Genomic DNA, 25,854 nt, shown 5'->3' with positions numbered 1-25,854 from the left:
ATGGTTCCCGGTGCACCCCAGACCACTTCTCGTGATCAGTCTCCGCCATCCGTCCAACGGAACTCCGCGGGAGGCGACCTGGCTTCGCCTCACCGCCTTTCTGTTCAATCGCGGGATTTCCGACGACCGCACCGTCGGTATCGAAGTCCTGTACGACGATCCGGAGTCCACGGCGCCCGACCGGCGGCGTTTCGACGCCTGCCTGTCGGTGCCCCGGGACCGGGTCGCCGGGCTGTCCCTGCTCGATCCCCGCCGGGACAGCCTGGGCATCCGCGTGCTGCCCGTCCTGAGCGAACGGCTGATGCTCTGGCGGGGCGGTTCGGCCCAGGCCGAACCGCCCGTCCGCCACCGGCACGTCACACCGGCCGCCGACCTCCCGCTGCGGGCCAACTGGCCGCGCTACGAGGTCTACCGGGGCTCGCCCGTGCTCACGCCCGGGCACCCCGAGGTGATCGGCTGGTACGCCACCGCGGCCTCCTCGGCCGGCGCCGTGGGCGGCAGCCACCTCCCCCCGCGCACGCCCGCCACCGGCGTGCCCCGCCGGCCGTACGGTGCGGTCCGGCGCGCCTCCGGAAGGGGTCAACGACCATGACCACGACGACCACGATGAACTGGGACCGGGCCTACAAGGCCGGTGACCACCACCAGTACTGGGAGCTCAGCGCCCCCTCCCCCGACCTGGTCGGCTTCCTCGCCGCCACCCCGCCCGCGCCCGGCGCCCGGGCCCTGGACCTCGGCTGCGGCACCGGCTGGGACACCGTCGCGCTGGCCCGGGCCGGGTACCGCGCGACCGGGGTCGACATCAGCGGTGAGGCCGTCGGCATGGCCGTCGCGCGCGCCGCCGAACTGGGCCTGGAGATCGAGCTGTCGGTCGGCGACGTCCGCGGACTCGACCTGCCGGACGAGGAGTTCGACCTGCTGGTCGACCGCGGCTGCTTCCACCACCTCGGCCCGGACGACCGCGACCGCTACGCGGCCGAGGTGGCCCGGCTGCTGGCCCCCGGCGGCCTGCTCTACCTGCGCGGGAGCCGGCAGGAGATGTTCCCCTTCAAGCCGGTGGACGCCGCCTCGCTCGCCCGGCACTTCCCCTCGGACCGGTTCAGCACCGGCCCGTTGATGCCCTTCCAGCTCCACACCGACGTCCTCCAGCTGGACGCCAACGCGGTGGTCCTGCGCCGCGCCGACTGACTCCGGGGCGGCCCCCGCCGCCCGCCGGCGCGCCCGTGCGGCGCGCCCGCCACCCTCGCGGCGGACCGCCGCGACCACCCCTCGCGATCCGTTTCGCGCCGGCCTGACCGAGACCGGCGGACATTCCGTGCTTCCCCGTTTCCGGAGCCCGATGCCCGCTTCGTCCGACGGCTTCCGGCGCTCCAAGAAATGAGCCACCTATGCCCACCCCGCAAAGCCGGGACAAAAGTCCCTGGCTCATCCTCGGCGTGCTCAGTATGGGCTTCTTCATGACGCTGCTCGATATGACGATCGTCAATATCGCGCTGCCCCATGTGATGACCGGAGTGCACGCCTCGCTGGACGAGGGCCTGTGGGTGTTCAGCGCCTACATCCTCGGCTACGCCACCCTGCTCATCGTCGCCGGCCGGCTCGGCGACCTGTTCGGCCCCCGCCGGGTCTACCTGTACGGCCTGGCGGTGTTCGTGGTCGCCTCCTGCGTGTGCGGGGTCGCCCCCAACGCGGGCGTGCTGATCGCGGCCCGGGCCGTCCAGGGCATCGGCGGGGCCATGCTCGCCCCGCAGATCCTGCCGATCGTCACCATGGTCTTCCCGCCCTCCAAGTGGGGCGCGGCGTTCGGGTTCACCGGCGCGCTCTCCGGGCTCGCGGTGCTCACCGGGCCGACCCTGGGCGGGGTCATCGTCAGCTACCTGGACTGGCGGTGGATCTTCTACCTCAACCTGCCGATCGGCGTCGCCACCGCCTACCTGGTGCTGCGGCACGTCCACGACTACCGGCCGGGCAAACGCCAGCCGCTCGCCGTGCTGCCCACCGCCCTGCTCGTCCTCGGCCTCACCGCGCTGGCCTTCGGCCTGATCGAGGGCGAACGCCTGGAGTGGAACGCCACCGCCTGGGCGGCGATCGCGGCGGGGCTCATGGTCCTGACGTACTTCGTCCTGGACCAGCGCAGGCACCAGCGGTCCGGCCCGCTGCTCCCCTTCGACCTGCTGCGACTACGCAACTTCGCCTCCGCCAACATCATCGCGGCGATCATGGGCTTCTCGATGCTCGGCGCCTTCCTGCCGATCTCGCTCTACCTCCAGACCGTGCTCGGGATGTCCCCGCTGCGGGCCGGCTTCACCATCGCCGCGATGCCGCTCACCTCGGCGCTGGTCGCCGGGGTCGGCGGCAAGCTCTCCGACCGCGGCTCGGGCAAGGCCGTCATCCTGACCGGGCTGGCCTGCTTCACCGCCGGGCTGGGCTCGTTCATCCTGGTCACCGGGACGGACACCGGCACGCTCCAGCTGATCGGCCCGTTCGTGCTGGCCGGCCTCGGCATGGGCCTGGTGTTCTCGCCGCTGTTCAGCGTCGGCATGCGCCAGGTTCCGCCGCCGCAGGCCGGGGTGGCCTCCGGACTGGTCAACACCGCCCAGGAGATCGGCGGCCTGCTGGCCAGCGCGGCGATCGGCGCGATCCTGTCGCTGCGGCTCTCCAGCGGCCTGCGCGGCTGGGTGAACGAGCAGGCGCTCGCACTGCCGCCGGAGGCCCGGGAGGGCTTCAAGCGGGCGTTCGCCCCGCTCACCGACGGCGCCCTGAAGATCGGCAGCGGCGGTCCGCCGCCCGCCCTGGCCGGGGCCGACCCGGCGCAGGCGGCCAAGGTCCAGGACGCCTTCGCCGAGGCCTTCACCAGCGCCATGCACAGCGGGCTGCTCCTGCCGGTGGGCCTGCTGGCCGTCGGCTGGGTGGCCGCCCTGCTCCTCATCCGGGACGTCCCGGCACCGGCCTTCGGAGCTCCACGACCGCCCGCCGCCAGGGCCACGGGCAGCGCCCCGGCGGCGGCCGAGAAGGCCTGAGGCCACCGGACCGGTGGCTCCGCGCCACCGACCGACATCCCCCGTCCACCATCCACCCACCACCTACCGATCCGAACCGCATCCGGCCGGTCCGCACCGGCGGAACGAACAGAACCGAGGAGTCATCCGATGTCCCAGTCCCCCGTGGTGCTGTCCACGCACATGATGGCGACGTACATGGTCAAGCCCGGCTGCGCCGAGCAGGCCCGTGACATCATCGCCCGGCACTGGCCCACCCTGAAGGCGCACGGCCTGGTCACCGACGAGCCCGCCACCGTCTACCACAGCGAGAGCGAGCACGGTCCGGTCTTCTTCGAGATCGTCACCTGGGTCGACGAGAACGCGGTCAGCCGCGCCTTCAACACCCCGGACGTCAACGCGATCTGGCAGGAGATGGCGGCGATCACCGAGGCCCGCGAGGGCCGGCCGCCGGTGGACTACCCGATCGTGCACCGGATGGGCTACTTCCAGGACGAGCCCGACCTCCCCGAGGAGGACGCCTACACCGGGCTCGCCCACTACCTCGTCCGCCCGGACAAGGTCGCCGAGTTCCACGAGCTGATGGCCCGTGACTGGCCGACCCTGCGCGACGAGAAGCTGACCACCGGCGACCGCGCCGTCGTCTACTTCGGCGAGGACGCCACCGGCCCGTTCTTCCTGGAGATCGTCCGCTGGTACGACCAGCAGGGCCCCAGCATCGCGTACCGCAACGACAAGGTCAGCGCGATCTGGCAGGACGTGTTCCGCTACACCGAGGGCCGCAGCGGCCGCCCCGCCTCCGAGTACCTGTGGGCCGGCGAGCTCCGCTACCCGTACCACGACGCCGACTGACGTAACGTCAACACCCCAGAGAACCATCAGCGTTCGGACGGGCCGGGGCGCCGCCCCCGGCCCGTCCGGCCCCGTCCGACCGGAGCTTCCTCGGTGACCCGCAAGACCCCCCAGACCTTCGACACCCCGCCCGCCCCCGTCCTGGCCGACCGGCTCAGGTCCGAGCTGGAGGACAGCGCCGTGCCCGGCCGGGCCGACGGCGAGAAGGCCTACCTGAAGAGCCGGCTGGAGCACATCGGCGTACCGCTGCCCGCCATGCGCACCGTGGTGCGCAACTTCGTCCGCCGCCACCCCGGGATCGACCGGGACACCCTCCTGGAGCTCACCGAGGAGCTCTGGGCCCCGCCCGTCCACGAATCGCGCTCCTGCGCCGCGCTGCTCCTGGAGAGCCGCTCCGACCTGCTGGTCCGCGAGGACACCGGCTACCTGGAACAGCTGCTGCGCGAGTGCGAGACCTGGGCGCACGTCGACCTGATCGCCCCCAAGGGCGCCGGCGCCCTGCTGCTGCGGCTGCCGGAGACCGCCGAGGACTTCCTGCGCTGGAGCCGGGACGACCACCAGTGGGTACGGCGCGGCGGCATCCTGTCCTACCTGCTGGCCCTGCGCGACCGGGGCGAGTTCCCGCACTACTTCGCCGCCTTCGGCGAACTCGCCGACCCGCTGCTGACCGACTCCCGGTTCTTCGTGCGCAAGGCGCTGGGCTGGGCCCTGCGCGAGGGCGCCAAGCACCACCCCGAGGAGGTCGCCGACTGGCTGCGCGCCCGCCTGCCCCGGGTCTCCGGGCTCACCCTGCGCGAGGCGATCCGGCCGATCGACGACGACACCTGCCGGAGCCTCCTGCAGGAGCACGCCGAACTCGGCGGGCGCCGACCGCGCGGCTGACCGCCCGCGCCGCGCCCGGCCGCCACCGCACACCGCCCGGAGGCCCGCATGACCACGCACAGTCCCGCCGACCGGCACCGCCGGCCGCTCCCGGTCGTCCAGGTGCTCGCCGAGGACGGCCGGCACCGGACGATCTGCCGGATGTGCCACGGCGGCTGCGGCGCCGTCGTGACCGTCGACCAGGGGCGGCTGACCGCCATCGAGGGCGACCCGGAGAACCCCAACAACCACGGGTTCCTCTGCGCCAAGGGCCGCGCCTCGCTGGAGCACCTCAACCACCCCGACCGGCTGACCACGCCGCTGCTGCGCACCGGGCCGCGCGGCAGCGGCGAGTTCCGGCCGATCGGCTGGGACGAGGCGCTGGAGCGGACGGCCGTCGCGCTCGACCGGGCCCGGATCGAGCACGGCCCGGAGGCGGTGGTGCTGGCCCAGGGCACCGACCGCAACTACCAGGAGTGGCTCTTCCGGTTCGCCAACAGCTTCGGCACGCCCAATGTGCTCGGCCCGGCGCACGTCTGCTTCTACCCGAGGGTGATGGCCGGCATCCTCACCGCGGGCGGCTTCACCTTCTGCGACTACGAGGGCCGGCCCGACCTGGTCCTGGTCTGGGGCTCCAACAAGGCGCTCACCCACGGCGACGGGGTGATCGGCACCCGGCTGCTCGCCTCCGTCCGGGACGGCTCCCGGATGATCGTGATCGACCCCCGGCGGACCTCGCTGGCCACCCGCGCCGAGCAGTTCCTCCAGGTCCGCCCGGGCGGGGACGCGGCGCTGGCGCTGGCGATGATCCACACCGTGATCGAGGCGGACGCCTACGACCACGCCTTCGTCGAGAAGTACACCGTCGGCTTCGAGGACCTCGCCGCCCACGTCGCCGACTGGACGCCGGAGTCAGTCGCCGAGCGGACCGGCGTGCCGGCCGACCTGATCAGATCGGCCGCCCTCGCCTACGCGGCCGCGCCGAGCGCCGCGATCGAACTCGGCACCGGGCCCCAGCAGCACCGCGACTCCTTCCACACCTGCCGGGCGGTCCTGCTGCTCTCGGCGATCTGCGGCAACCTGGACCGGCCCGGCGGCGACGTCCTGTGGGACCCGCCCGGCATCGACGGCCGCCGGTCCTTCCCGCGCGCCGAGCTGCTCGCGCCCGAGCAGGCCGCCAAGCGCCTCGGCGGCGACCGGCACCGCATCCTGGCGATGTCCGGCTGGGCCCACCCCGGCTCGGTCTGGGACGCCGTGCTCGAACCCGACGCCCCGCACCCGGTGACCACCATGCTGGTGCACGGCAGCAACCTGCTGCTCAACTACGCCGACTCGGACCGCGTCCGGCGGGCCCTGGAGCGGCTGGACTTCCTCGCCGTCGCCGACCTGCGGCTCACCCCGACCGCCGCCATGGCCGACGTCGTCCTCCCGGTCGGCGGCTGGCTGGAGCGGGACCAGATCGTCGAGCACGCCCACTACGTCGCGGCCCGCCGGGCCTTCGCCAAGGTCGGCGACACCCGCTCCGACGAGTGGATCCTCACCGAACTGGCCCACCGGCTGGGCCTGTCCGCCGACTTCTGGCCGGACGCCGCGGACTCCCTGGACACCCGGCTGGAGCCGATCGGCATGGACTGGCGGCAGCTCGCCGAACTCCACTACCGGGCGACCCCCCTGGAGTACCACAAGTACCGCAGCCGCGGCTTCGGCACCCGCAGCGGCAAGGTCGGGCTGCGCTGCGACGCCCTGCGCGCCTTCGGCTACCCGCCGCTGCCCACTCCCGGTCCGCCGGTCGGCGGGCCGGAGGACGGCCCCTACCTGCTCACCTCGGCGCACTCGGCGTTCTACTTCAACTCCGAGTTCCGCGACCTGCCCTCGCTGCGCTCCAAGGAGCCCGAGCCCCGGCTGGAGATGCACCCCGAGGCCGCCGCCCGCGAGGGCCTCGCCGACGGCGAGTGGGCGGAACTCGCCACCCGCACCGGCCGCATCCGGCTGCGCGTCCTGCTCACCGACCGGATCGCCCCCGAGGTGGTGATGGCCCCCGCCGCCTGGTGGTACCCGGAGCGCGGCGCCGACGGCGGCTGGCGGGAGGCCAACGTCAACCTGCTGACCACCAACGAGGACGAGAACGCCGAGATGGGCTCCTCCACCTTCCGCGGCCTGCGCTGCACCGTCACCCGCGCGGCGGACCAGTCCCCGGCCCCGGGCGGACCGGCCGCCGCCGCGGCGGATCCGCGGGCCCCGGGGCGGTGAGCCCGGCCGTCCGCCGGGCCGGTGGCGGGCGCCGACCGGTCAGTCGGCCCTCGCGCTGCGGAACGCCTCCCGGTAGCTGTTGGGCGGGACGCCGACGATCCGCTTGAACTGGCGCCGCAGCGTGGTGGCCGTCCCCATCCCGGTGGCGACGGCCACCGCCTCGACGCTCTCGTCGGTGGCCTCCAGCAACTCCTGGGCCCGGCGGACCCGCTGGTTCAGCAGCCACTGGAGCGGTGTCTGCCCGAGCACCGACCGGAACTGCCGGCCGAGGTTGCGCGGGCTGGTGTTCGCCCGCCGCGCCAGGTCGGTCACGGTCAGCGGCCGGTCCAGCCGCTGCTGCGCCCAGGCGAGCACCTGGGTCAGCGGGTGGTCGCCCGTCGCCTGCACCGGCGTGGCCACGAACTGGGCCTGACCGCCCGTGCGGTGCGGCGGCATGACCAGGCGACGGGCGACCGAGTTGGCGATCCCGGCGCCGTGGTCGAGGTGGATCAGGTGCAGGCAGAGGTCCACGGCCGCCGCCTTGCCCGCGGAGGTGAGCACGCTGCCGTTGTCCGTGTAGAGCACGTCCGGGTCGACCACGGCCAGCGGGTGGCGGGCGCTCAACTCAGCGGTGTGGGCCCAGTGAGTGGTGGCCCGCCGGCCGTCCAGCAGGCCCGCCGCGCCGAGCACGAACGCGCCGGTGCAGAGCGAGGCCACCCGGGCGCCGGCCCGGTGCGCGGCGCGCACCGCCTCGACCAGCTCCGGGGGCGGCGGCTCGTCGACGTCGGCCCAGGCGGGCACGATCACCGTGTCGGCGTCCACCAGGCGGTCCAGCCCGTGGTCCGGCTCGACGACGAACGGGCCGACCCGTACCGGCCCGGGCCCGCAGAGCACCACGTCGTACCAGCCGTCCACGGCCTCGCGCGGAGGATTGCCGAAGATCTCGTAGGCCACCCCCAGTTCGAAGTGCAGCAGGTTTCCGGCGGTCGGCAGCGCGACAGTGGGCATGTCCGAAAGTGTACGGGTGTTGTCGTTCCGGACCATCACACCCGGGCCCCGCCGGCGACCAGACTGAGGGTCGACAGGACGACGAGAACGGGGAACAGCGATGAGTACGACGGCTGCAGTGGTGGTCTACGGCGCGACGGGGCACACCGGTCGCTTCATGGTGGCCGAGTTGCGACGGCGTGGCTTCGCCCCCGTGCTCTCCGGCCGCAACGCGGCCCAGTTGGAGGCACTCGCGGCCGAGTGGCCCGGTACCGAGGTCCGGCCGGCCACCGTGGACGACCCGGCCTCGCTGGACCGCGCCCTCGCCGGGGCGGCGGCGGTCGTCAACTGCGCCGGACCGTTCGCGGTGACCGGCGGCCCGGTCGTCGAGGCCGCGATCCGCGCGGGGATCCCCTACGTCGACGTCGCGGCGGAGATCGAGGCGAACGCCGCGACCTTCGCCGACCACGCGGACGCCGCCCGGGAGGCCGGCACCCCGGTCGTCCCGGCGATGGCCTTCTACGGCGGCCTGGGCGACCTGCTGGTCACCGCCGCGATGGGCGAGTGGACCTCGGCGGACCTCGTGCACGTCGCGTACGGGCTGGACAGCTGGCACCCCACGCCGGGCACCCGGGAGGCCGGCCGGGTGTCCCACGAGCGCCGCGCGGGCCGCCGGGTGAGGTTCGCGGACGGCGCGCTGCGGTACCACGACGACGCGCCGTCCGAGCAGCAGTGGACGTTCCCCGCGCCGCTGGGTACCCGCGCGGTGCTCGGGGAGTTCACCATGGCCGACGTCGTCACGGTACCCAGCCACCTGGCCGTGCCGGAGGTCCGCACCTACATGACCGTCGAGGCCGCGGGTGACCTCGCCGGCCCGGACACCCCGGCCCCGGAGGCGGTCGACGACCTGGGCCGGTCGGACCAGAGCTTCGTCGTCGACGTCCTGATCGAGTCCGGCGGGGTCGGGCGCCGGGCCACCGCCCGCGGCCGGGACATCTACGCGATCACCGCCCCGCTGGCGGTGGAGGCCGTCGAGCGCCTGCTGACCGGCCGGAGCCGCACCACCGGGGTCGCCTCGGCCGGCGCGATGTTCGACGCGGCGGACTTCCTGCGGGCGCTGGGCCCGCACCTCTCGGTCGAGCTCCCGCACTGACGCCGCTCGGCCGTCCCCCGCTACCCGCTACGCCTCACCGGCGCGCAGCGGGTAGCGGGGGACGGAGCGGCGGTGGGCGATCCGCCAGCCGTCCCCGGTGCGGACGTAGACGTCGAACCAGTCCCCGTTGTGGACCGTCCCGTCGAACTGGATCGCCAGGTAGCGGCTGTGGCCCCGGACGGTGCCGTCCGGCTCGACGGTGAGCACGCTGTCCAGGGTGTGCTGGTCGGGGGACCGGCTGCCGAGGTCGCGGCTGAACACCCGGATCTTCTCCAGTCCGCTGAACACCGCTCCGGTGCGGGCGAGTTCGAGCACTCCGTCGGCGGTGAAGACCTCACCCAGCGCCCTGGTGTCGGCGTTGTCGAAGGCGTGCGGGAAGCGGGCGAGCAGCTGGCGGATCTGCTCGGCGTCGGTCGGGGACAGGTCGGCGGCCATGCGGTCTCCTCGGCAGGGAAGTCGGGGCGGGGGTCCGGCACCCGAACCTCGACCGCACCGGTGACCTGACGTCGCGTCAGCTGAGTGCACCCCGGTGACGGGGCTGCCGGCCGGGGCCCGCGGCCGACGTTCTCCGCCGCCCGATTCTAGGAACGCCGGGACGATCTCTCAACGGCCGGACCGGGGATTCGGCGGCCTCGGGGCATTCCGAAAACCGCACGTCACAGGAGCGAAACACAGCCGCCACATTGACCCGTGGAACGCCACTGCGACCCGCCTGCCGGCCGACCCGCCCGGCGCCGGGCGCACCGGCCTCAGCAGGCGCAGGAGATCCCGGAGCGCGGGGCGGTCAGGTCGTCCACCGGCCGCTGCTCGCTGCCGTGGTCGGTGTCGTAGGCGAAGCCCTCGCGGGCCCAGTACTCGAAGCCGCCGAGCATCTCCTTGACCGGGTGGCCGAGTCGGGCGAAGGCGAGGGCCGCCCGGGTGGCGCCGTTGCAGCCCGGACCCCAGCAGTAGGTGACGACCGTGGCCGAGGGGTCGATCAGCAGCGGCGCGAGTTCGGCGATCCGGGCGGTGGGGATGTGCACCGCGCCGGGGATCCGGCCCTGTGCCCAGGCCACCTCGCCGCGGGAGTCGACCACCACCACACCGGGCACGCCGGCGGTCAGGTCGGCGTGCACGTCCGAGACGTCGGCCTCGAAGGAGAGCCGGCCGAGGAAGTGCGCGGCGGCGACGCCCGGGTCGGCGGCGGGGACGGTGAGAACGGCGCTGGCGGTCATCGGGGTGCTCCTCGCACTCGTACCGGGGCCCGCCCTGTTCGGCGGTGGTCCGATCCTCGCCCGGCGGGGCCGGCGCCCACGAGCGGCGTGATCGCCCGCCTTCGTCAAGATACCGCCAGCCCGTGGGCGCCCAGCCGGATGCGCAGCCCGCGCAGTTCGTGGCGGGCGAGGGCGGGCAGCGCGGTCGCCTCGTCCAGGACCGGGGCGAGCAGCTCCACGGCAGTCCGCGGGTCATGGGCACACAGGTGGCAGTCGGCCATCCGGATGGTGAACAGCAGCCGGGTGGACGGCAGTTGGTCCGGGGCGAGCAGCCGCAGCGCGGTGTCGGCGGCGTCCACGGCGCGCAGCGCCAGCCGGTGGTCCCCGACGGCCGCGGAGGCGTCGCGCAGTGCGGCGGCGGCGGCCGACTCGACCCGCAGCCGCATCGAGGCGATGGAGAGCCAGGGCGCGTCGGTCTCGTCGTGCTCGCCGATGTGGTCGAGGTGCAGCCGGGCGCGGCCGATGTGCCGGACGGTCGCGCGGACGTCCCCCGCCAGGGCGTGCGCCCGGGCCTGGCCGATCTGGGACATCGCGCCGGCCCAGTGCCGGCCGGGCGCGGCCCGGGCGATCTCGCGGGCGTAGCCGAGCGCGGCGGCCGGGTCGCCGTCGAGCCGGGCGAGGGTGCTCATGTCGCTCAGCGCGGCGACCTGGGTGGCCGGGTCGTCGGCCAGTTCGGACCAGGTGAGCGCGCGGTCGAAGCAGGCCATCGCGGTGGCGTTGCGGCCGTGCTGCATCCGCAGTCCACCGGCCGCGTGCGCGTACTCGGCGGCGAGCCGGGCGAGCGCCCGGCGGGCCCGGGCGTCGGTGGTGCCGCCGAGCCGGCGCAGGATCGCCCGCAGGGTCTCCTCGACGGCGGCCGTGCCGGGCCCGGCGGGCGCCTCGCCGGCGCGCAGGTGGGCGGCGAGCAGGCCGGTGAGGGCGTGTGCGGTGTCGGCGTCCAGCGGCGGCGCGGTGTCCGGGGCGGCGGCGCAGAACGCGGCGTGCAGGGCGGCGAGTTCGGCGGCCTCGGGGACGGCGCAGCCGGCCGCGCCGTGCAGCGGGCAGAGCAGCCCGTAGTCGGGGAGCCGGCGGGGCGGGCCGCCGGCCGCGAGCGGCGGCAGCGGCGCGGGCGGGGCGGCGGGGCTGCCGGGCAGTGGCGGGCGGGCCCAGCCGGCCGGTCCGGGCGGGGCCGGCGGGGCGGCCGGGGCGGGCCGGTCCCACTCCCCCGCGTCCCCCTCCTCGGCCCGCAGGCAGGCGGTGCGCAGTTCGCCGCCGGCGCCGAGCAGACCGTCCAGCCGCTCGGCGATCCGCGGGGTGGTCCGGCGGGCGCCGTGTTCGAGCTTGCTGACGGCGGTGTGGTCGTAGCCGATCTCGGCGCCGAGCTGGGCCTGGGTGAGGCCGGCCCGGCGGCGCCAGTGCCGCAGCCGGGCGCCGAAGGCGCGCCAGAGCGGGTCGGCCGGCGGCGGACCGACGGACGGTACGTCGGTGTGGCTCCGGTGCACGGGGCTGCCCTCCCGAGTCGGTTCCGGTCCTTCCGATGGACAGGACGGTACTGGACCGGGCGGGCTCCGTACATGAGGTGGTCTCAACCTCTTGGTCTCAACCTCTTCACAAAACCCGCAGCTTGACAGAACTTGCCAACTGCACGGAAGCCATGCCGCAGCCGTTGACCGGGGCATGACGGCATGTGAGTGTTCCGGCACCCGAGCGCGGACGCCCGCAACGGCCGTCCCCCGATGCGGCCCCGCGGTGAGCGCCAGACAGGCACGTCGTCCGCGGTCGAGCACCCCCACGTTCGAGGAGCCTCGGAATGAAACGCAGATTACTGACGGCGGGAACCACCCTGACCGTCCTGGCCGGCATGCTGACCGCCACCGCGGTCGGACAGGCCGCCGCCCAGCCCGGGCCGGCCGTCAGCGCGCCGCCGAGCGCCCTGGCCGCCGCCGTCTCCGCCGCCGACCAGGCGGCCGCGGCGGGCCTGGACGCCCTGGCCAAGGGCCCGGGCGAGACCTACGAGCGCCAGTCCGTCACCCCGTGGCTCGGCGGCCTCTACTCCGTGGCCTACGAGCGCACCTACCAGGGCCTGCCGGTGGTCGGCGGCGACGCCGTCGTCATAGCCGACGGCCAGGGCAGGGTCCGCGGCCTCCAGTCCGCCGCCACCGGTCCGGTCGGCGGCCCGACCAAGGCCGCGATCAGCGCCGCCCAGGCGGAGAAGACCGCACGCACCCGGCTGGCCGCCGTCGACGGCGTCGACACCCGCCGCCTGGTGGTCAAGGTGCAGGACGGCACCGGGCGGCTCGCCTGGGAGACCGTGCTCACCGGCCGGACCGGCGCGGCCCCGAGCCGGCTGCACGTCTTCGTCGACGCCCGCACCGGCGAGGTGATCGACAGCTACGACGACGTCAAGGCCGGTACCGCCAACAGCAAGTGGAACGGCCCGGCCCCGGTCACCATCAACACCACCGCCTCGGGCAGCACCTACTCGCTGCGCGACCCGAGCCGGTCCGGGCTGAGCTGTGCGGACTACAGCTCCGGCCAGGTGTTCTCCAAGTCCAGCGACTCCTGGGGCACCGGCAACCCGACCAGCAAGGAGACCGGCTGCGCCGACGTGATGTTCGCGGCGCAGAAGGAGTGGGACATGCTCCGCGACTGGCTGGGCCGCAACGGCCACAACGGCAACGGCGGCAGCTGGCCGGTCAAGGTGGGCCTGAACGACGTCAACGCCTACTGGGACGGCTCCTCCGTCTCGATCGGCCACAACAACGCCAACGAGTGGATCGCCTCCATCGACGTGGTCGGCCACGAGTTCGGCCACGGCATCGACCAGTACACGCCGGGCGGCGCCAACAACGAGAACGGCCTCGGCGAGGGCACCGGCGACATCTTCGGCGCGCTGACCGAGGCGTACGCCAACGAGCCGTCCCCGTACGACAACCCGGACTACACCGTCGGCGAGATGATCAACCTGGTCGGCAGCGGGCCGATCCGCAACATGTACAACCCCTCGCTGGTGGGCAACAACCCCAACTGCTACTCGTCCTCGATCCCGAGCACCGAGGTGCACGCGGCGGCCGGCCCGCTGAACCACTGGTTCTACCTGCTCTCCGAGGGCTCCAACCCGGGCGGCGGCAAGCCCACCAGCCCGACCTGCAACAACTCCTCGGTGACCGGCGTCGGCATCAAGGACGCCGGGCGGATCTTCTACGGCGGCATGCTGCTCAAGACCAGCGGCATGACCTACAAGAAGTACCGGGTCACCACGCTGACCGCGGCCAAGAGCCTCGACCCCGGCTGCGGCCTGTTCACCCGCACCAAGGCGGCCTGGGACGCGATCAGCGTCCCCGCCCAGAGCGGTGAGCCCACCTGCACGCCGTCCGGCACCAACGACTACTCGCTGCTGGTCAACCCGACCGCCGGCTCCGTGCAGCCCGGCGCCGCCACCAGCGCCACGGTGAGCACCGCGGTCACCTCGGGCACCGCCCAGGCCGTCAACCTGGCCGTCTCCGGCGCCCCGGCCGGCGTCACCGCCTCGGTCAGCCCGTCCTCCGTGCAGGCCGGCTCCTCCGCGACGCTGAACGTCTCGGCCTCCTCCTCGGCCACCCCCGGCACCTACGTGCTCACGGTGACCGGCACCGGTTCCGCCACCCACAGCGCGCAGTACACGCTGACGGTCGGCAACGGGAACCCCAACCCCGGCGTGCCCGACATCAGCGTCGCCAACGTCCAGGCGCACCTCGCCCAGCTGAACACCATCGCCTCGCAGAACGGCGGCAACCGCCGGGCCGGCTCGGCCGGCCACAGCCAGTCGCTCGCCTACATCAAGGGCAAGCTGCAGGCCGCCGGCTACACCGTCAGCGAGCAGACCTGCACCTCCTGCACCTACAGCTCCAACAACCTGATCGCGGACTGGCCGGGCGGCCCGGCCGACCAGGTGACCATGTTCGGCGCCCACCTCGACAGCGTCGCCGCCGGCCCGGGCATCAACGACAACGGCTCCGGCTCCGCCGTCCTGCTGGAGAACGCGCTGACCCTCGCCCAGCAGAACCCCACCCTGACCCGGCACGTCCGGTTCGCCTGGTGGACGGGTGAGGAGCAGGGCCTGCAGGGCTCGCAGCACTACGTCAACCAGCTGGGCTCCACCCAGCGCAGCGCCATCAAGGGCTACTACAACTTCGACATGGTCGGCTCGCCCAACGCCGGCTACTTCATCAACAACATCGGCTCCGCCACCTCCGCCCCGATGAAGGCCTACTGGGACTCCCTGGGCATCCAGCCCGAGGAGAACGTCGAGGGCCAGGGCCGCTCCGACGACTACTCCTTCCAGCAGGGCGGCATCCCCACCTCCGGCTACGCGGCCGGCGCCAGCGCCGTCAAGACCGCGGCCCAGGCGACCAAGTGGGGCGGCACCGCCAACCGGGCGTACGACTCCTGCTACCACCAGGCGTGCGACACCACCAGCAACATCAACGCCACCGCCCTGGACCGCAGCGCCGACGGCGTCGCGTACACCCTGTGGAAGACCTCGGTCGGCACCGGGCCCATCCCGACCAACGACTTCTCGGTCGCGGTGAACCCGACCACCGGCAACGCCCTCCCGGGCGGGAACACCAGCGCCACGGTCTCCACCGCCACCACCTCCGGCTCCGCCCAGACGGTGAACCTCACCGCCTCGGGCGCGCCCAGCGGGGTCACCGTGTCGGTCAGCCCGTCCTCGGTGCAGTCCGGCTCCTCCGCGACGCTGAACGTCTCGGTCGGCTCCGGCGTCCAGGCCGGCACCTACACCATCACGGTGACCGGTACCGGCTCGGCCACCCACAGCACCACGTACTCGCTGGTGGTCGGCACCGACCCGGGCAACCCGGGCGGCACCTGGACGCCGGGCACCACCTACAGCGCGGGTGACGTGGTCACCTGGAACGGTGTCAGCTACCGCTGCATCCAGGGCCACACCGCCCAGGTCGGCTGGGAGCCCAACATCGTCCCGGCCCTCTGGCAGCAGATCTGACCTGATCCGGAGGCCGTCGGGCCGGGCCGGGCCGCGGTTCGTCGAGGGGGACGAACCGCGGCCCGGCCGTCTGTTCGGCGGGGGTCACCGGGCGCACGACGGGGTGCGGCCCCGGTCGGCACCCGATCCGGTCGGCACTGCCGTCCGGGCGGATCGGAACCCCGCCGTCGTTGCGGGCCCCGGCGGTGCGGCCGGGGCCCGCAACACCTACGCCCGGCGGCAGGGCGGCGCGCGGTGACCGTGCGCTGACGTACAGTCAGGCCGGGGCCCGTGCCCCGCCCAGCAGTCGACCGTGCCGGCAGAGGAGAAGCGCCGTGGCCACCGAAGCCCACCCCGTCCCCGTCCCGCCGCCCGCCGACGGGGCCGCCCGGCCCGTTCCCGAACTGCCGGCCGAGGCCGTCACCCGGTGGCGGGCCGAGGGGTCCGAGCTGGTCGAGCTGCTCGCGCTCGCCCACCGGGAGCTGGGCGGCGTCGCGGCGTTCCGGCTCGGACCGGCCCCCACCGTGCTGGTCACCGATCCGGAGGCGGTGCAGCACGTGCTCGGGCGGCACCCGGACCGCTACGTCAAGCGCTCCCACCGGGCCCGGATGCTGGCCGGCGAGGGCGTCCTGTCCGCCACCGGAGAGGCCTGGAAGCGCCAACGGCGGATGCTACAGTCCCAGTTCACCGGACCGGGGATGCGCCGCTACGAGCGGCGGATCGCCGAGGCCGCCCGCCGCGCCGCCGACCGCTGGGCCGGGTACGCCCGCACCGGCGAGCGCTTCGACCTCGGCGAGGAGATGCGGCACTTCGCCCTCGACACCATCTGGCGCGCCCTCACCGGCCGCCCGCTGGACGACCGGACCGACCGCGAACTCGCGTCGGTGGCGCGGGTGGTGGCCGCGCTGCCGACGCTGCCCGCGGACGGCGCCGACGCCCGGGACGCGGTCGCCGAGGACCTGGCCAGGATCGACGCCGTCGCGCACGCCGCGATCGACGCCGCCCGGCGCGACCCGGCGGGCGACGGCCTGCTCCGGGTGCTGGTCGAGGCCGCCGACGAACACCCCGAGTACACCGACCGGTTGATCCGCGACGAGCTGGTGACCCTGCTGGTCGCCGGGCACGAGACCACCGCCACCACACTGACCTGGCTCTTCCTGTTGCTCGACGGGAACCCCGGGGCCCGCGCGTGGGCGCTGGCGGCCGGCCCCGAGGGCTCGGCCGGGCGGCGCGAGGCGGTGCAGGCGCTGGTCAGCGAGACCCTGCGGCTCTACCCCTCCGCCTGGATCCTGCCCCGGCACGCGGCGGAGGCCGACACCCTGGCGGGCCACCGGATCGAGGCCGGTACGGACCTGCTGGTCTGCCCCTATCTGACCCACCGGGACGCGGAGTTGTGGCCCGACCCGGAGCGCTTCGACCCGGCCCGGTTCACCTCCCCCGGCCGCAAGCCCGCCCACCTGGGCGCCTACTACCCCTTCGGGCTCGGCGCGCGCGCCTGCCTGGGCACCCAGTTCGCCGTGCGGGAGACCACCGCCCTGGTCGAACTCCTGCTGGAGCACAGCCCGCGGCTGCTCGCCGTCCCCACCGGCTCCGCGTACGGGATCACCGTCCGGCCCGACGGGCCCGCCCCGGCCACGCTCGCGGGAGCGTGACCGGGGCGGGCCGGCCTGCGGGGCGACCGTCGGGGACGGCCGGTCGGAGACGGTCAGTGCAGGGCCGGTCAGTTCAGGGGCCGTCAGGGCGTTCAGGGCCGGGTCAGGGTCGGGTCAGGGACCGGTCAGGGGAAGGCGACCACGGTGGACGGGACGGTGGCGGTGCCGGAGGTCGCGCCACCGGTGCCGTTGACCACGTGCTCGTACTGGCCGTTGCCGCCGAGCGAGACCACCGACAGGTCGTGCAGGCGCACCCCGGGCCGGACCGGGACCTCGAAGCCGTGGTCCATCCGGATGGTCGGGTCCACGTTGAAGTAGCAGTAGCTGCCGAGGCCCCAGCCCTCGTGGGTGGTCACGCCATCGTCGACCTTGTAGGCCGCGAAGCCCTTGGTCGCGCCGTTCTGCACGGCCGCCTGGTTCGGCGCGTCGTACGCCTTCTCGTTCTGGAAGAAGACCGTCCGGCCGCGCTCGCCGGACCACTCGACGTCGTACTTCTTGAAGTGCTCCACGAACAGGCCGGTGGCGAGCACGTCGTCCCCGCGCACCAGCAGGCCGTAGTCGGAGGGGTTGGTGGTCCAGCCGACCCCGGCGCCGTGGTCGGCCCGCCAGATCCAGCTGTGGTCGACGATCACGTCGTCACTGTTGACCACGATCCCGGCGGTGGCGGAGCCGGGGCCGGCGCCGCCGACCCGGATGAACACGTCCTGGAGGGTGGTCGGGTCGGCCGCGTGGTCGGCGGCGGCGTTGTCCGGCCCGATCTGCACCAGGGAGGGCGAGTTGACCGCTCCGGCGTCGACCAGCAGACCGGCGAGCCGGACGCCGTCGACGTCGGCCACCTTGATCGCCGTCACCCCGTTGTCCGGGACGACGGTGGCCAGGCCGAGGCCGAGCACCACGGTGTCGGGCCGGTTCACCTCGATCGGCCGGTCGACGTGGTACACGCCGGGGGTGAAGAGCAGGTCGAGCCCCTGGGCCAGCGCCGCGTTGATGGTCGCCGCGGTGGCACCCGGCTTGACCACGTAGAACTGGCTGAGCGGCCGCGAACCGCCCTGCGGGGTACCGTCCCAGGAGACGCCGCGGGCGTCGGTCCGCTTGGCCGGGACGAACACCTTGTAGTCGTTGCCGTCCAGGTAGAGGAACGGCTTCTCGCGGGAGACCGGTGTGCTGTCGAGCGTGGTGTAGGGCGGGTTGGGGAAGCCCTGCGCCGGGGCGCCCTGCACGCCGGAGAACACCTGGTTCCAGACCCCGTTGGAGAAGCCGCCGACCGCGCTGTCCCGGGTGTACCACTGCTGCTGGGAGTAGTTGCCGACGGTGCCGTCGATCCGGCTGTCGGCGATGTAGCCGCCGCTGGCCCAGCCGTAGCCGTCGGGCGACAGGTTGAGGCCGCCCTTGACGTGCATCCGGCGCATCGGCGCCGCCTGGGCGACCGCCCAGCGGTCGGTGCCGTTGACCGGGTTGAGCGCGAGGTTCTCGGCGGAGCGCCAGAAGTTCTGCGTCGCGTTGCCGTTGAACCAGCCGGCGTCCACCGTGACATCGCCGTTGATGGTGGTGTCGTCCGGCTTCAGGCCGAGGCCGGCGATCGAGGTGTAGAAGCCGAGCTGCGCGTTGAGGTTGTTGTAGGTGCCCGGCTTGAACAGCAGCGCGTAGCGCTCGCTGCCGAACTGGTTGGCCTCCTGCTGGTGGAAGACCGCGTCGACCTTGGCCTGGATCCCGGGGGTGGCGGGGTCGAAGACCAGCACGTTGGGGCCGAGGTCGCCGCCGCCCTGGACCGGCGGCACGGTCGGCCCGTCGGTGGTGTTGACCCGGAAGTCCCAGAGCGAGTATCCCCAGGCGGTGCCGCGGGCCTGCCCGTTCATCCGGACGTAGCGGCCGCTGCCGGAGACGGCGAGCGTCTCGGTGCCGCCGGTACCGGTCGCGGTGGCGTACAGCGTCCGCCAGCTCGATCCGTCGTCCGAGGTCTGGAGCTGGTAGGAACGCCCGTACGCCGCCTCCCAGTTCAGGACGACCCGGCAGAGCGGGCGGACCGAGCCGAGGTCGACCTGGAGCCACTGCTGGTCGCTCGCCGCGGAGGACCAGCGGGTGCCCGGGTCGCCGTCGACGGCGTTGCCGGCCGCCGTGCCGGCGTTCTCCGCGGACGAGGCGGTGGCGGGCCGGCCCTGGGCGGCGTCGGTGCTGCCGCAGTCGGCGCCGCCGGGGGTGAAGGCGCCGTAGACCTGGAACTCCCAGAGCGAGTAGCCGTATCCGGTGCCCCGGGCCAGGCCGTTCATCCGGACGTAGCGGCCGCTGCCGGAGACGGCGAGCGTCTCGGTGCCGCCGGTACCGGTGGTGGTGCTGTAGAGCGTCCGCCAGCTCGATCCGTCGTCCGAGACCTGGATCTGGTACGCACGGCCGTACGCCGCCTCCCAGGTGAGCACCACCTTGGTGAGCGCGGCACTGGCGCCGAGGTCGACCTGGAGCCACTGCTGGTCGCTCGCCGCGGACGACCAGCGGGTGCCGGTGGATCCGTCGACGGCGTAGGCGGCCGGGGTGGCGCCGTTCTCGGTGGACGAGGCGGTGACCGCCCGGCCCTGGGAGATCAGGGCGTCGGCGGCGTGGGCGGCCGGCGCGGGCAGCGCCAGGACGGCGCCCGAGAGCAGGGCGAGGCCGGCCAGTGCGGCCGGGGCCCTGCGGGGGCGTGCTGAAGCGAGCCTCATGGGCTTCTCCTGCGGTGGGGGTGGGTGGGGTGTGGGGGCGCGCCCCGCACCCGGTGCGGCGCAGGTACCGGGCGTGGGGGAACGGCGGGGCGGCCGGGCGGTCAGCGGTCGACGGCCGGCCGGCCGGGCTCGGCAGGTGGTGGCCGGCCGGGCACGGGTGGACGGCCGCCGGAGGTCCGACGGAGCGCCACCGGCCCGTCGTCCGGGCTCGGGGAGCGCCCCCGACCGGGAGTCTCGGGGCTGCCGATCGGGGGTGTCAACCCTTCGCGCCGACTTTCCTCACACCGTGAACTTGCTGGTGTGCCAACGGATCAGCGGAAGAAGCCAGGTCAGGCGGGAGTGGCCCGCACCTCCCGGGCCCGCGGTTCGGCGCGACGCGGGAACTCCCCGCCGGAGTCCAGGAAGTCGGTCAGCGGCAGGGTCGCCGCGCCGACGGTGACCGCCTCCGGCCCGAGCATGCCGAGCACGATCGAGGTCTGCTCCCGGGGGAACCGCAGCGCGTACTCGGTGGCGGCGGCGCGGATCGCGGGCAGCAGCCGGGGGCCCAGCAGCAGCCCCGCCCAGCCGCCGATCACGATCCGCTCGGGGTTGAACAGGTTGACCAGGTCCGCGATCGCCGCGCCCAGGTACTCCGCCGCCTCGGCCAGCAGCCCGGTGGCCGCCGGCTCGCCCGCCTCGGCGGCCGCCAGCAGCGCGGCCAGCCCGGCCTTCTCGCCGCCGCCGGGCGGCGCCGCGCCCCACCGCTCGACCAGCGCCTCGGCGCCGACGTACGCCTCCAGGCAGCCGCGCGCGCCGCACCGGCAGCGCCGGCCGCCGACATGCACCTTGGTGTGGCCCCACTCGCCGGCGCTGCTGGTGGCGCCGCGGAAGCGCACGCCGTCGGCGATCACGCAGGCGCCGACCCCGGAGCCGAACAGCGCGATCACCGCGTGCCGGACCCCGCGCCCGGCGCCGAACCACATCTCGGCCTGGCCGAGCGTCTTGGCGCCGTTGTCGACGAACAGCGGCAGGTCGGTACCGGCTCTCAGCAGCCGGCCGAGCGGGACGCCCTCCCAGCCGACGGTCTGGCTGTGCACGACGATCCCGAGGCCGTCCGGAGCCGGGTCGCCCTGGTCGACGATGCCCGGGACGCCGATGCCGACGCCGAGCACGGTCGCCGGATCGGTGCCGGTGCGCTCCAGCACCTCGGCCAGTCCGGACAGGATCAGCTCCACCACGTGGTCCACGTCGTGGCCGCAGTCGGAGAGCGGCCGGTCGCTGGCGGCCAGTTCGGTCCGGGCCAGGTCGAACAGGGCGACCCTGACCTGCGTCTCCCCGACGTCCACGCCGACCAGCCGGGCCCGCCCGGCGGCGACCCGGAGCAGGATCCGGGGGCGGCCGCCGTCCGACTCCACCGAGCCGCACTCCTCGATCAGCCCGTCGGCGAGCAGCTCGCCGGTCACGTTGCTGATCGAACCGGCGCTGAGCCCGGTGATCACGCCGAGCTCCTGCCGGCTGAGCGGCCCGTCGAAGTACAGCCGCCGCAGCAGCGCCGACCGGCTGCCCCTGCGCAGGTCACGCACCGTCTTCTTGCCTCGCTCGGTCATGGCATCTCCCTCCTGATCCGAATCTATCGCTGTCCGAACCCTTGACGGAAGCTTTTCTCACACGTTAAATCACGGCCTGAAGTAAGCATTCCATCAAGGTACTTCACCCGAACCCGCCCACCCCGCCCGAGAGGGGCAATCGGTCATGCCCATCAGTCGAGTCGCCGCGGCCACCGCCCTGGTCGCCACCCTGGTCCTCACCGCCACCGCCTGCGGCGGCGGTTCCACGTCCGGCGGCGGAGACAACAGCAGCCCCGGCACGCTCACCTACTGGGCCTCCAACCAGGGCACCAGTCTGGAGAACGACCGGCAGGTCCTGGAGCCGGAACTCAGGAAGTTCGAGCAGCAGACCGGCATCAAGGTCAAGCTGGAGGTCATCCCCTGGGCCGACCTGCTCAACCGGATCCTCGCCGCCACCAGCTCCGGCCAGGGCCCCGACGTGCTGAACATCGGCAACACCTGGTCCGCCTCGCTCCAGGCCACCGGCGCGCTGCTCCCCTTCGACGCGGCCGCTCTCAGCAGGATCGGCGGCAAGGAGCGCTTCCTGCCCGCCGCGCTCGCCTCGGCCGGCGCCCCCGGCCAGGACCCGGCCGCCGTCCCGCTGTACTCGATGGCCTACGGCCTGTACTACAACAAGAAGCTCTTCGCCGAGGCCGGCCTCGACAAGCCCCCGGCCACCTGGGAGGAGCTGGTCGCCGACGGGAAGAAACTCACCACCGGCGACCGTCACGGCATCGCCCTGGAGGGCGGCAACGTCTCCGAGAACGTCCACCACGCCTTCGTCCTCGCCAAGCAGCAGGGCACCGACTTCTTCGACGCGGCCGGCAAGCCCGCCTTCGACAGCCCGGGCGCCGTCGCCGCCGTCAAACAGTACGTCGGCCTGCTCGGCACCGAGAAGATCGCCGCGCCCGGCAACGCCGAGTACGCCAACAACCAGTCCGTCACCGACTTCGCCACCGGCAAGGCCGCCATGCTGATGTGGCAGGCCGCCGGCGCCAACCTCAAGTCCCACGGCATGAACCCCGAGGACTACGGCGTCGCCCCCGTCCCCGTCCCGGCCGGCGCCACCGGCGGACGCGCCACCACCTCGATGGTCGCCGGCATCAACCTGGCCGTGTTCAAGAACACCAGGAACACCGACGGCGCGCTCTCCTTCGTCAAGTTCATGACCGGCACCGAGGAGCAGACCCAGCTCAACCGGACGTACGGCTCCATCCCGCCGGTCAAGGACGCCCAGGCCGATCCGGCCTTCGCCACCCCCGAGCTCAAGGCCCTCACCGACGTCCTCTCGACGAGCGCCCAACCGCTCCCGCAGGTCGCGGACGAGAGCCAGTTCGAGACCCTGGTCGGCACCGCCGTGAAGAACCTGCTCGCCGCGGCCGCCGGCGGCAAGGCCGTCACCGACGAGTCCGTGAAGGCCGAACTCACCAAGGCCCAGCAGCAGATGCCGGCCAAGTGAAGTGATCCGCAAGCGCCTCCTCCCCCGTCGCAGCGCGCTGCCGTACCTGCTGCTGCTCCCCGCCCTCGTGCTCGAACTGCTCATCCACCTGGTGCCGATGGTGGTCGGCATCGTGATGAGCTTCAAACAGCTCACCCAGTTCTTCCTCCGGGACTGGACCGCCGCCCCCTGGGCGGGTCTCGCCAACTACCGGATGGCGGTGGACTTCCACGCCCCCGTCGGCCGGGCCCTGCTGCACTCCTTCTGGGTCACCTGCGCCTTCACCGCCCTGGCCGTCGGCCTCTCCTGGCTGCTCGGCACCGCCGCCGCGATCATGATGCAGGACACCTTCCGCGGCCGCGGCCTGCTGCGCGCCCTGTTCCTGCTCCCGTACGCGCTGCCGGTCTACGCCGCCGTCATCACCTGGTCGTTCATGTTCCAACGGGACACCGGCCTGATCAACCATGTGCTGCACGACCAGCTCCACCTGGTCGACGACAAGCCGTTCTGGCTGCTCGGCGACAACAGCTTCACCGCCCTGGTCACCGTCTCGGTCTGGCGCAGCTGGCCGTTCGCCTTCCTCACCCTCACCGCGGGCCTGCAGAACATCCCGCGCGAGCTCTACGAGGCCGCCGCCCTGGACGGCGCCGGTGTCCGGCAGCAGATCCGCCGGATCACCCTGCCCTCGCTGCGCCCGGTCAACCTGGTGCTCGTCCTGGTGCTGTTCCTCTGGACGTTCAACGACTTCAACACGCCGTACGTGCTGTTCGGCCGGTCGGCGCCGGAGGCGGCGGACCTGATCTCGGTCCACATCTACCAGTCCTCCTTCGTCACCTGGAACTTCGGCGCGGGCTCCGCGATGTCGGTCCTGCTGCTGCTCTTCCTGCTGCTGGTGACCTCCGGCTACCTGCTGCTCACCTCGCGCCGAAGGGATGCGCAATGATCGGCCCGCCCGCGTCCTTCCGCTGGATCCGCCGGATCCTGCTGACCGCGCTAGCCCTCTTCGCGGCCGCGCCCGTCCTGGTGATGCTCAGCAGCTCGCTGAAGCCGCTGCAGGACGTCCAGGGACCGTTCCGGTGGATCCCGAGCACCGTCACCCTCCGGCCCTACCTGGACATCTGGCGCACCATCCCGCTCGGCCGGTACCTGGTGAACTCGCTGATCGTGGCGGGCGGCGCCACCGTGCTCTCGGTGCTGGTCGCGATCCTCGCCGCCTACGCGGTGAGCCGCTACCGCTTCCGCGGCCGCCGGCTGTTCACCGTCACCGTGCTCTCCACCCAGATGTTCCCGGGCATCCTCTTCCTGCTGCCGCTCTTCCTGATCTTCGTCAACGTCGGCAACGCGACCGGGGTGGCGCTCTACGGCAGCCGGGGCGGCCTGATCCTGACCTACCTCACCTTCTCGCTGCCGTTCTCGATCTGGATGCTGGTCGGCTACTTCGACTCCATCCCGCGCGACCTCGACGAGGCCGCCCTGGTCGACGGCTGCGGGCCGGTCCAGGCGCTGCTGCGGATCATCGTCCCGGCGGCCGTGCCCGGCATCGTGGCGGTCGCGGTGTACGCCTTCATGACCGCCTGGGGCGAGGTGCTGTTCGCCTCCGTGCTCACCGACGACGAGACCCGCACCCTCGCCGTCGGCCTGCGCGGCTACGCGACCCTCAGCGACGTGTACTGGAACCAGGTGATGGCCGCCTCCCTGGTGGTGAGCGTGCCCGTGGTCGCCGGCTTCCTGCTGCTCCAGCGCTACCTGGTCGCCGGGCTCACCGCCGGAGCCGTCAAGTGACCCTCCCCGACCTCCCCTTGAGCGAAAGGCTCGCCGTGAACGACCTCAGCGCCCTCCCCGACGACTTCCTCTGGGGCGCGGCCACCGCCGCCTACCAGATCGAGGGGGCGGTGGACGCCGACGGCCGCGCACCGTCCATCTGGGACACCTTCTCGCACACCCCCGGCAAGGTCGCCGGGGGCGACACCGGCGACACCGCCTGCGACCACTACCGGCGCTGGCCCGAGGACGTCGCGCTGATGAAGCGGCTCGGCCTCGACGCCTACCGGTTCTCGATCGCCTGGCCCCGGGTGGTGCCGCTCGCCGACGACGAGGTCAACACCGCCGGTCTGGACTTCTACGACCGCCTCGTGGACGCCCTGCTGGCCGCCGGCATCACGCCCTTCCCGACGCTCTACCACTGGGACCTCCCGCAGGCCCAGCAGGACCGCGGCGGCTGGCCCGTCCGGGAGACCGCCGAGCGCTTCGCCGAGTACACCGCCGCGGTGGCGGCCCGGCTCGGCGACCGGGTGACCGACTGGGCGACCCTCAACGAACCGCTCTGCTCCGCCTGGATCGGCCACCTGGACGGGGCGATGGCCCCCGGCCTGACCGACCTCACCGCGGCCGTCCGGGCCTCCTACCACCTGCACCTCGCCCACGGCCTGGCCGTCCAGGTGCTGCGCGAGAACGTCGCCGGGGCCCGGATCGGCATCGTCAACAACCTCAGCCCGGTGACCGCCGCCACCGACTCCGAGGCCGACCGGGCCGCCGCCGTCCGCGCCGACGGCCACATCAACCGCTGGTGGCTGGACCCGGTCCTCGGCCGCGGCTACCCCGAGGACATGGTGCGGGCCTACGGCGTCGACCTGCCGGTGCGCGACGGCGACCTCGACCTCATCGGGGCCCCGCTGGACTGGATCGGCCTGAACTACTACTTCCGCCAGATCGTCGCCGACGACCCGACCGGCCCCGCCCCGCACTTCCGCCAGCTGCCCGGCCCCGGCCCCGAGCGGACCGCGATGCCGTGGGAGGTGCACGCCCCCGGGCTGGAGGAGCTGCTGCTGCGCCTCACCCGCGAGTACGGCGCGCGGCGGATCTACGTCACCGAGAACGGTTCCGCCTACCGCGACACCGTCGGCCCCGACGGCAGCGTCCACGACCCGGAGCGCACCGCCTACCTGGAGCAGCACCTGGCCGCCTGCGCCCGGGCCACCGCCCAGGGTGCCCCGCTGGCCGGGTACTTCGCCTGGTCGCTGCTGGACAACTTCGAGTGGGCGTACGGCTACGACAAGCGCTTCGGCCTCGTCCACGTCGACTACGCGACCCAGCGGCGGACGGTCAAGACCAGCGGCCGGCGCTACGCCGACCTGATCACCGCCCACCGGGGGCGCTGACGCCGACACCCGAGGGGCGCGGGCCGAATC

19 protein-coding genes are annotated in these 25,854 nt (G+C 73.6%); 13 read left to right on the top strand and 6 right to left on the bottom strand.

Annotated features, from left to right (window positions below):
* Positions 1-31: 31 nt before the first annotated feature.
* The 6 genes from ABZ497_RS07880 (at position 32) to ABZ497_RS07855 (ending at position 6,962) form a co-directional block, all read left to right on the top strand.
* Positions 32-592, top strand: a complete 561-nt coding sequence (locus ABZ497_RS07880) for a hypothetical protein (protein WP_329486359.1) — start codon at positions 32-34, stop codon at positions 590-592.
* On the top strand, positions 589-1,188 hold the full coding sequence (locus ABZ497_RS07875; protein ID WP_329486360.1) for a methyltransferase domain-containing protein: 600 nt from the start codon (positions 589-591) through the stop codon (positions 1,186-1,188). The genes ABZ497_RS07880 and ABZ497_RS07875 overlap by 4 nt, the downstream gene beginning before the upstream one ends.
* 200 nt (positions 1,189-1,388) lie before the next feature.
* On the top strand, positions 1,389-3,020 hold the full coding sequence (locus tag ABZ497_RS07870; RefSeq protein WP_359803943.1) for an MFS transporter: 1,632 nt from the start codon (positions 1,389-1,391) through the stop codon (positions 3,018-3,020).
* A 129-nt stretch (positions 3,021-3,149) separates the two neighbouring features.
* Complete coding sequence (locus ABZ497_RS07865) at positions 3,150-3,851, top strand: hypothetical protein (protein WP_352297866.1); 702 nt, start codon at positions 3,150-3,152, stop codon at positions 3,849-3,851.
* Between the two features lie 93 nt (positions 3,852-3,944).
* Complete coding sequence (locus tag ABZ497_RS07860) at positions 3,945-4,733, top strand: DNA alkylation repair protein (RefSeq protein WP_329486364.1); 789 nt, start codon at positions 3,945-3,947, stop codon at positions 4,731-4,733.
* A 48-nt stretch (positions 4,734-4,781) separates the two neighbouring features.
* The gene (locus ABZ497_RS07855; protein ID WP_359803942.1) at positions 4,782-6,962 is read left to right on the top strand and encodes a molybdopterin-dependent oxidoreductase; all 2,181 of its coding nucleotides are present in this window, start codon (positions 4,782-4,784) and stop codon (positions 6,960-6,962) included.
* Between the two features lie 39 nt (positions 6,963-7,001).
* On the opposite strand, the gene ABZ497_RS07850 is transcribed toward ABZ497_RS07855, so the two are convergent.
* On the bottom strand, positions 7,002-7,949 hold the full coding sequence (locus ABZ497_RS07850) for a helix-turn-helix domain-containing protein (RefSeq protein ID WP_359803941.1): 948 nt from the start codon (positions 7,947-7,949) through the stop codon (positions 7,002-7,004).
* A 100-nt stretch (positions 7,950-8,049) separates the two neighbouring features.
* Here ABZ497_RS07850 and ABZ497_RS07845 point away from each other — a divergent pair, with 100 nt between their 5' ends.
* Positions 8,050-9,081 (top strand): saccharopine dehydrogenase NADP-binding domain-containing protein, encoded by a 1,032-nt coding sequence (locus tag ABZ497_RS07845; protein WP_359803940.1) that lies wholly within the window; start codon positions 8,050-8,052, stop codon positions 9,079-9,081.
* Positions 9,082-9,108: 27 nt separating this feature from the next.
* Here ABZ497_RS07845 and ABZ497_RS07840 read toward each other — a convergent pair whose 3' ends face one another.
* The 3 genes from ABZ497_RS07840 to ABZ497_RS07830 all read right to left on the bottom strand — a co-directional run bounded on the left by ABZ497_RS07840 (position 9,109) and on the right by ABZ497_RS07830 (position 11,815).
* Positions 9,109-9,516 (bottom strand): nuclear transport factor 2 family protein, encoded by a 408-nt coding sequence (locus tag ABZ497_RS07840; RefSeq protein ID WP_359803939.1) that lies wholly within the window; start codon positions 9,514-9,516, stop codon positions 9,109-9,111.
* Positions 9,517-9,830: 314 nt separating this feature from the next.
* A complete protein-coding gene (locus tag ABZ497_RS07835; RefSeq protein ID WP_359803938.1) occupies positions 9,831-10,295 on the bottom strand; it encodes a rhodanese-like domain-containing protein in 465 nt (154 codons plus the stop codon).
* Between the two features lie 104 nt (positions 10,296-10,399).
* Positions 10,400-11,815 (bottom strand): helix-turn-helix transcriptional regulator, encoded by a 1,416-nt coding sequence (locus tag ABZ497_RS07830; protein WP_359803937.1) that lies wholly within the window; start codon positions 11,813-11,815, stop codon positions 10,400-10,402.
* A 308-nt stretch (positions 11,816-12,123) separates the two neighbouring features.
* Between ABZ497_RS07830 and ABZ497_RS07825 the strand changes: the two genes are divergently transcribed.
* A complete protein-coding gene (locus ABZ497_RS07825; protein ID WP_359803936.1) occupies positions 12,124-15,318 on the top strand; it encodes a M28 family peptidase in 3,195 nt (1,064 codons plus the stop codon).
* 314 nt (positions 15,319-15,632) lie between these two features.
* Positions 15,633-16,949 (top strand): cytochrome P450, encoded by a 1,317-nt coding sequence (locus tag ABZ497_RS07820; RefSeq protein ID WP_359803935.1) that lies wholly within the window; start codon positions 15,633-15,635, stop codon positions 16,947-16,949.
* A 125-nt stretch (positions 16,950-17,074) separates the two neighbouring features.
* Here the strand turns inward: ABZ497_RS07820 and ABZ497_RS07815 are convergent, their stop codons facing one another.
* A complete protein-coding gene (locus ABZ497_RS07815) occupies positions 17,075-19,642 on the bottom strand; it encodes a discoidin domain-containing protein (RefSeq protein WP_359803934.1) in 2,568 nt (855 codons plus the stop codon).
* A 329-nt stretch (positions 19,643-19,971) separates the two neighbouring features.
* Positions 19,972-21,228 carry an ROK family transcriptional regulator gene (locus tag ABZ497_RS07810; protein ID WP_359803933.1) on the bottom strand — a complete coding sequence of 419 codons (1,257 nt, stop codon included), beginning with the start codon at positions 21,226-21,228 and terminating at the stop codon, positions 19,972-19,974.
* Between the two features lie 145 nt (positions 21,229-21,373).
* Here ABZ497_RS07810 and ABZ497_RS07805 point away from each other — a divergent pair, with 145 nt between their 5' ends.
* The 4 genes from ABZ497_RS07805 to ABZ497_RS07790 are packed head-to-tail and all read left to right on the top strand — an operon-like array spanning position 21,374 to position 25,824.
* Complete coding sequence (locus tag ABZ497_RS07805) at positions 21,374-22,687, top strand: extracellular solute-binding protein (protein WP_329486377.1); 1,314 nt, start codon at positions 21,374-21,376, stop codon at positions 22,685-22,687.
* A 1-nt stretch (position 22,688) separates the two neighbouring features.
* On the top strand, positions 22,689-23,609 hold the full coding sequence (locus ABZ497_RS07800; protein ID WP_329486378.1) for a sugar ABC transporter permease: 921 nt from the start codon (positions 22,689-22,691) through the stop codon (positions 23,607-23,609).
* On the top strand, positions 23,606-24,448 hold the full coding sequence (locus ABZ497_RS07795; protein WP_359803932.1) for a carbohydrate ABC transporter permease: 843 nt from the start codon (positions 23,606-23,608) through the stop codon (positions 24,446-24,448). The genes ABZ497_RS07800 and ABZ497_RS07795 overlap by 4 nt, the downstream gene beginning before the upstream one ends.
* A gap of 35 nt (positions 24,449-24,483) precedes the next feature.
* Positions 24,484-25,824, top strand: coding sequence for a GH1 family beta-glucosidase (locus ABZ497_RS07790; RefSeq protein WP_359804032.1), 1,341 nt, complete (start codon positions 24,484-24,486; stop codon positions 25,822-25,824).
* The last annotated feature ends 30 nt before the right edge of the window (positions 25,825-25,854 follow it).

Origin of the sequence: Kitasatospora sp. NPDC005751, assembly GCF_040630835.1 — a bacterium.
Lineage (GTDB): Bacteria > Actinomycetota > Actinomycetes > Streptomycetales > Streptomycetaceae > Kitasatospora.
The sequence above is the reverse complement of the archived record's forward strand: the minus strand, read 5'-3'. Positions and strand labels throughout refer to the sequence as shown.

What these genes read in the sequence shown, in the direction of transcription:
- ABZ497_RS07875 (WP_329486360.1), top strand. Translation starts at nt 589, where the DNA reads ATGACCACGACGACCACGATGAACTGGGACCGGGCCTACAAGGCCGGT.
- ABZ497_RS07870 (WP_359803943.1), top strand. Translation starts at nt 1,389, where the DNA reads ATGCCCACCCCGCAAAGCCGGGACAAAAGTCCCTGGCTCATCCTCGGC.
- ABZ497_RS07865 (WP_352297866.1), top strand. Translation starts at nt 3,150, where the DNA reads ATGTCCCAGTCCCCCGTGGTGCTGTCCACGCACATGATGGCGACGTAC.
- ABZ497_RS07855 (WP_359803942.1), top strand. Translation starts at nt 4,782, where the DNA reads ATGACCACGCACAGTCCCGCCGACCGGCACCGCCGGCCGCTCCCGGTC.
- ABZ497_RS07850 (WP_359803941.1), bottom strand. Translation starts at nt 7,949, where the DNA reads ATGCCCACTGTCGCGCTGCCGACCGCCGGAAACCTGCTGCACTTCGAA.
- ABZ497_RS07845 (WP_359803940.1), top strand. Translation starts at nt 8,050, where the DNA reads ATGAGTACGACGGCTGCAGTGGTGGTCTACGGCGCGACGGGGCACACC.
- ABZ497_RS07840 (WP_359803939.1), bottom strand. Translation starts at nt 9,516, where the DNA reads ATGGCCGCCGACCTGTCCCCGACCGACGCCGAGCAGATCCGCCAGCTG.
- ABZ497_RS07835 (WP_359803938.1), bottom strand. Translation starts at nt 10,295, where the DNA reads ATGACCGCCAGCGCCGTTCTCACCGTCCCCGCCGCCGACCCGGGCGTC.
- ABZ497_RS07825 (WP_359803936.1), top strand. Translation starts at nt 12,124, where the DNA reads ATGAAACGCAGATTACTGACGGCGGGAACCACCCTGACCGTCCTGGCC.
- ABZ497_RS07815 (WP_359803934.1), bottom strand. Translation starts at nt 19,642, where the DNA reads ATGAGGCTCGCTTCAGCACGCCCCCGCAGGGCCCCGGCCGCACTGGCC.
- ABZ497_RS07810 (WP_359803933.1), bottom strand. Translation starts at nt 21,228, where the DNA reads ATGACCGAGCGAGGCAAGAAGACGGTGCGTGACCTGCGCAGGGGCAGC.
- ABZ497_RS07805 (WP_329486377.1), top strand. Translation starts at nt 21,374, where the DNA reads ATGCCCATCAGTCGAGTCGCCGCGGCCACCGCCCTGGTCGCCACCCTG.
- ABZ497_RS07795 (WP_359803932.1), top strand. Translation starts at nt 23,606, where the DNA reads ATGATCGGCCCGCCCGCGTCCTTCCGCTGGATCCGCCGGATCCTGCTG.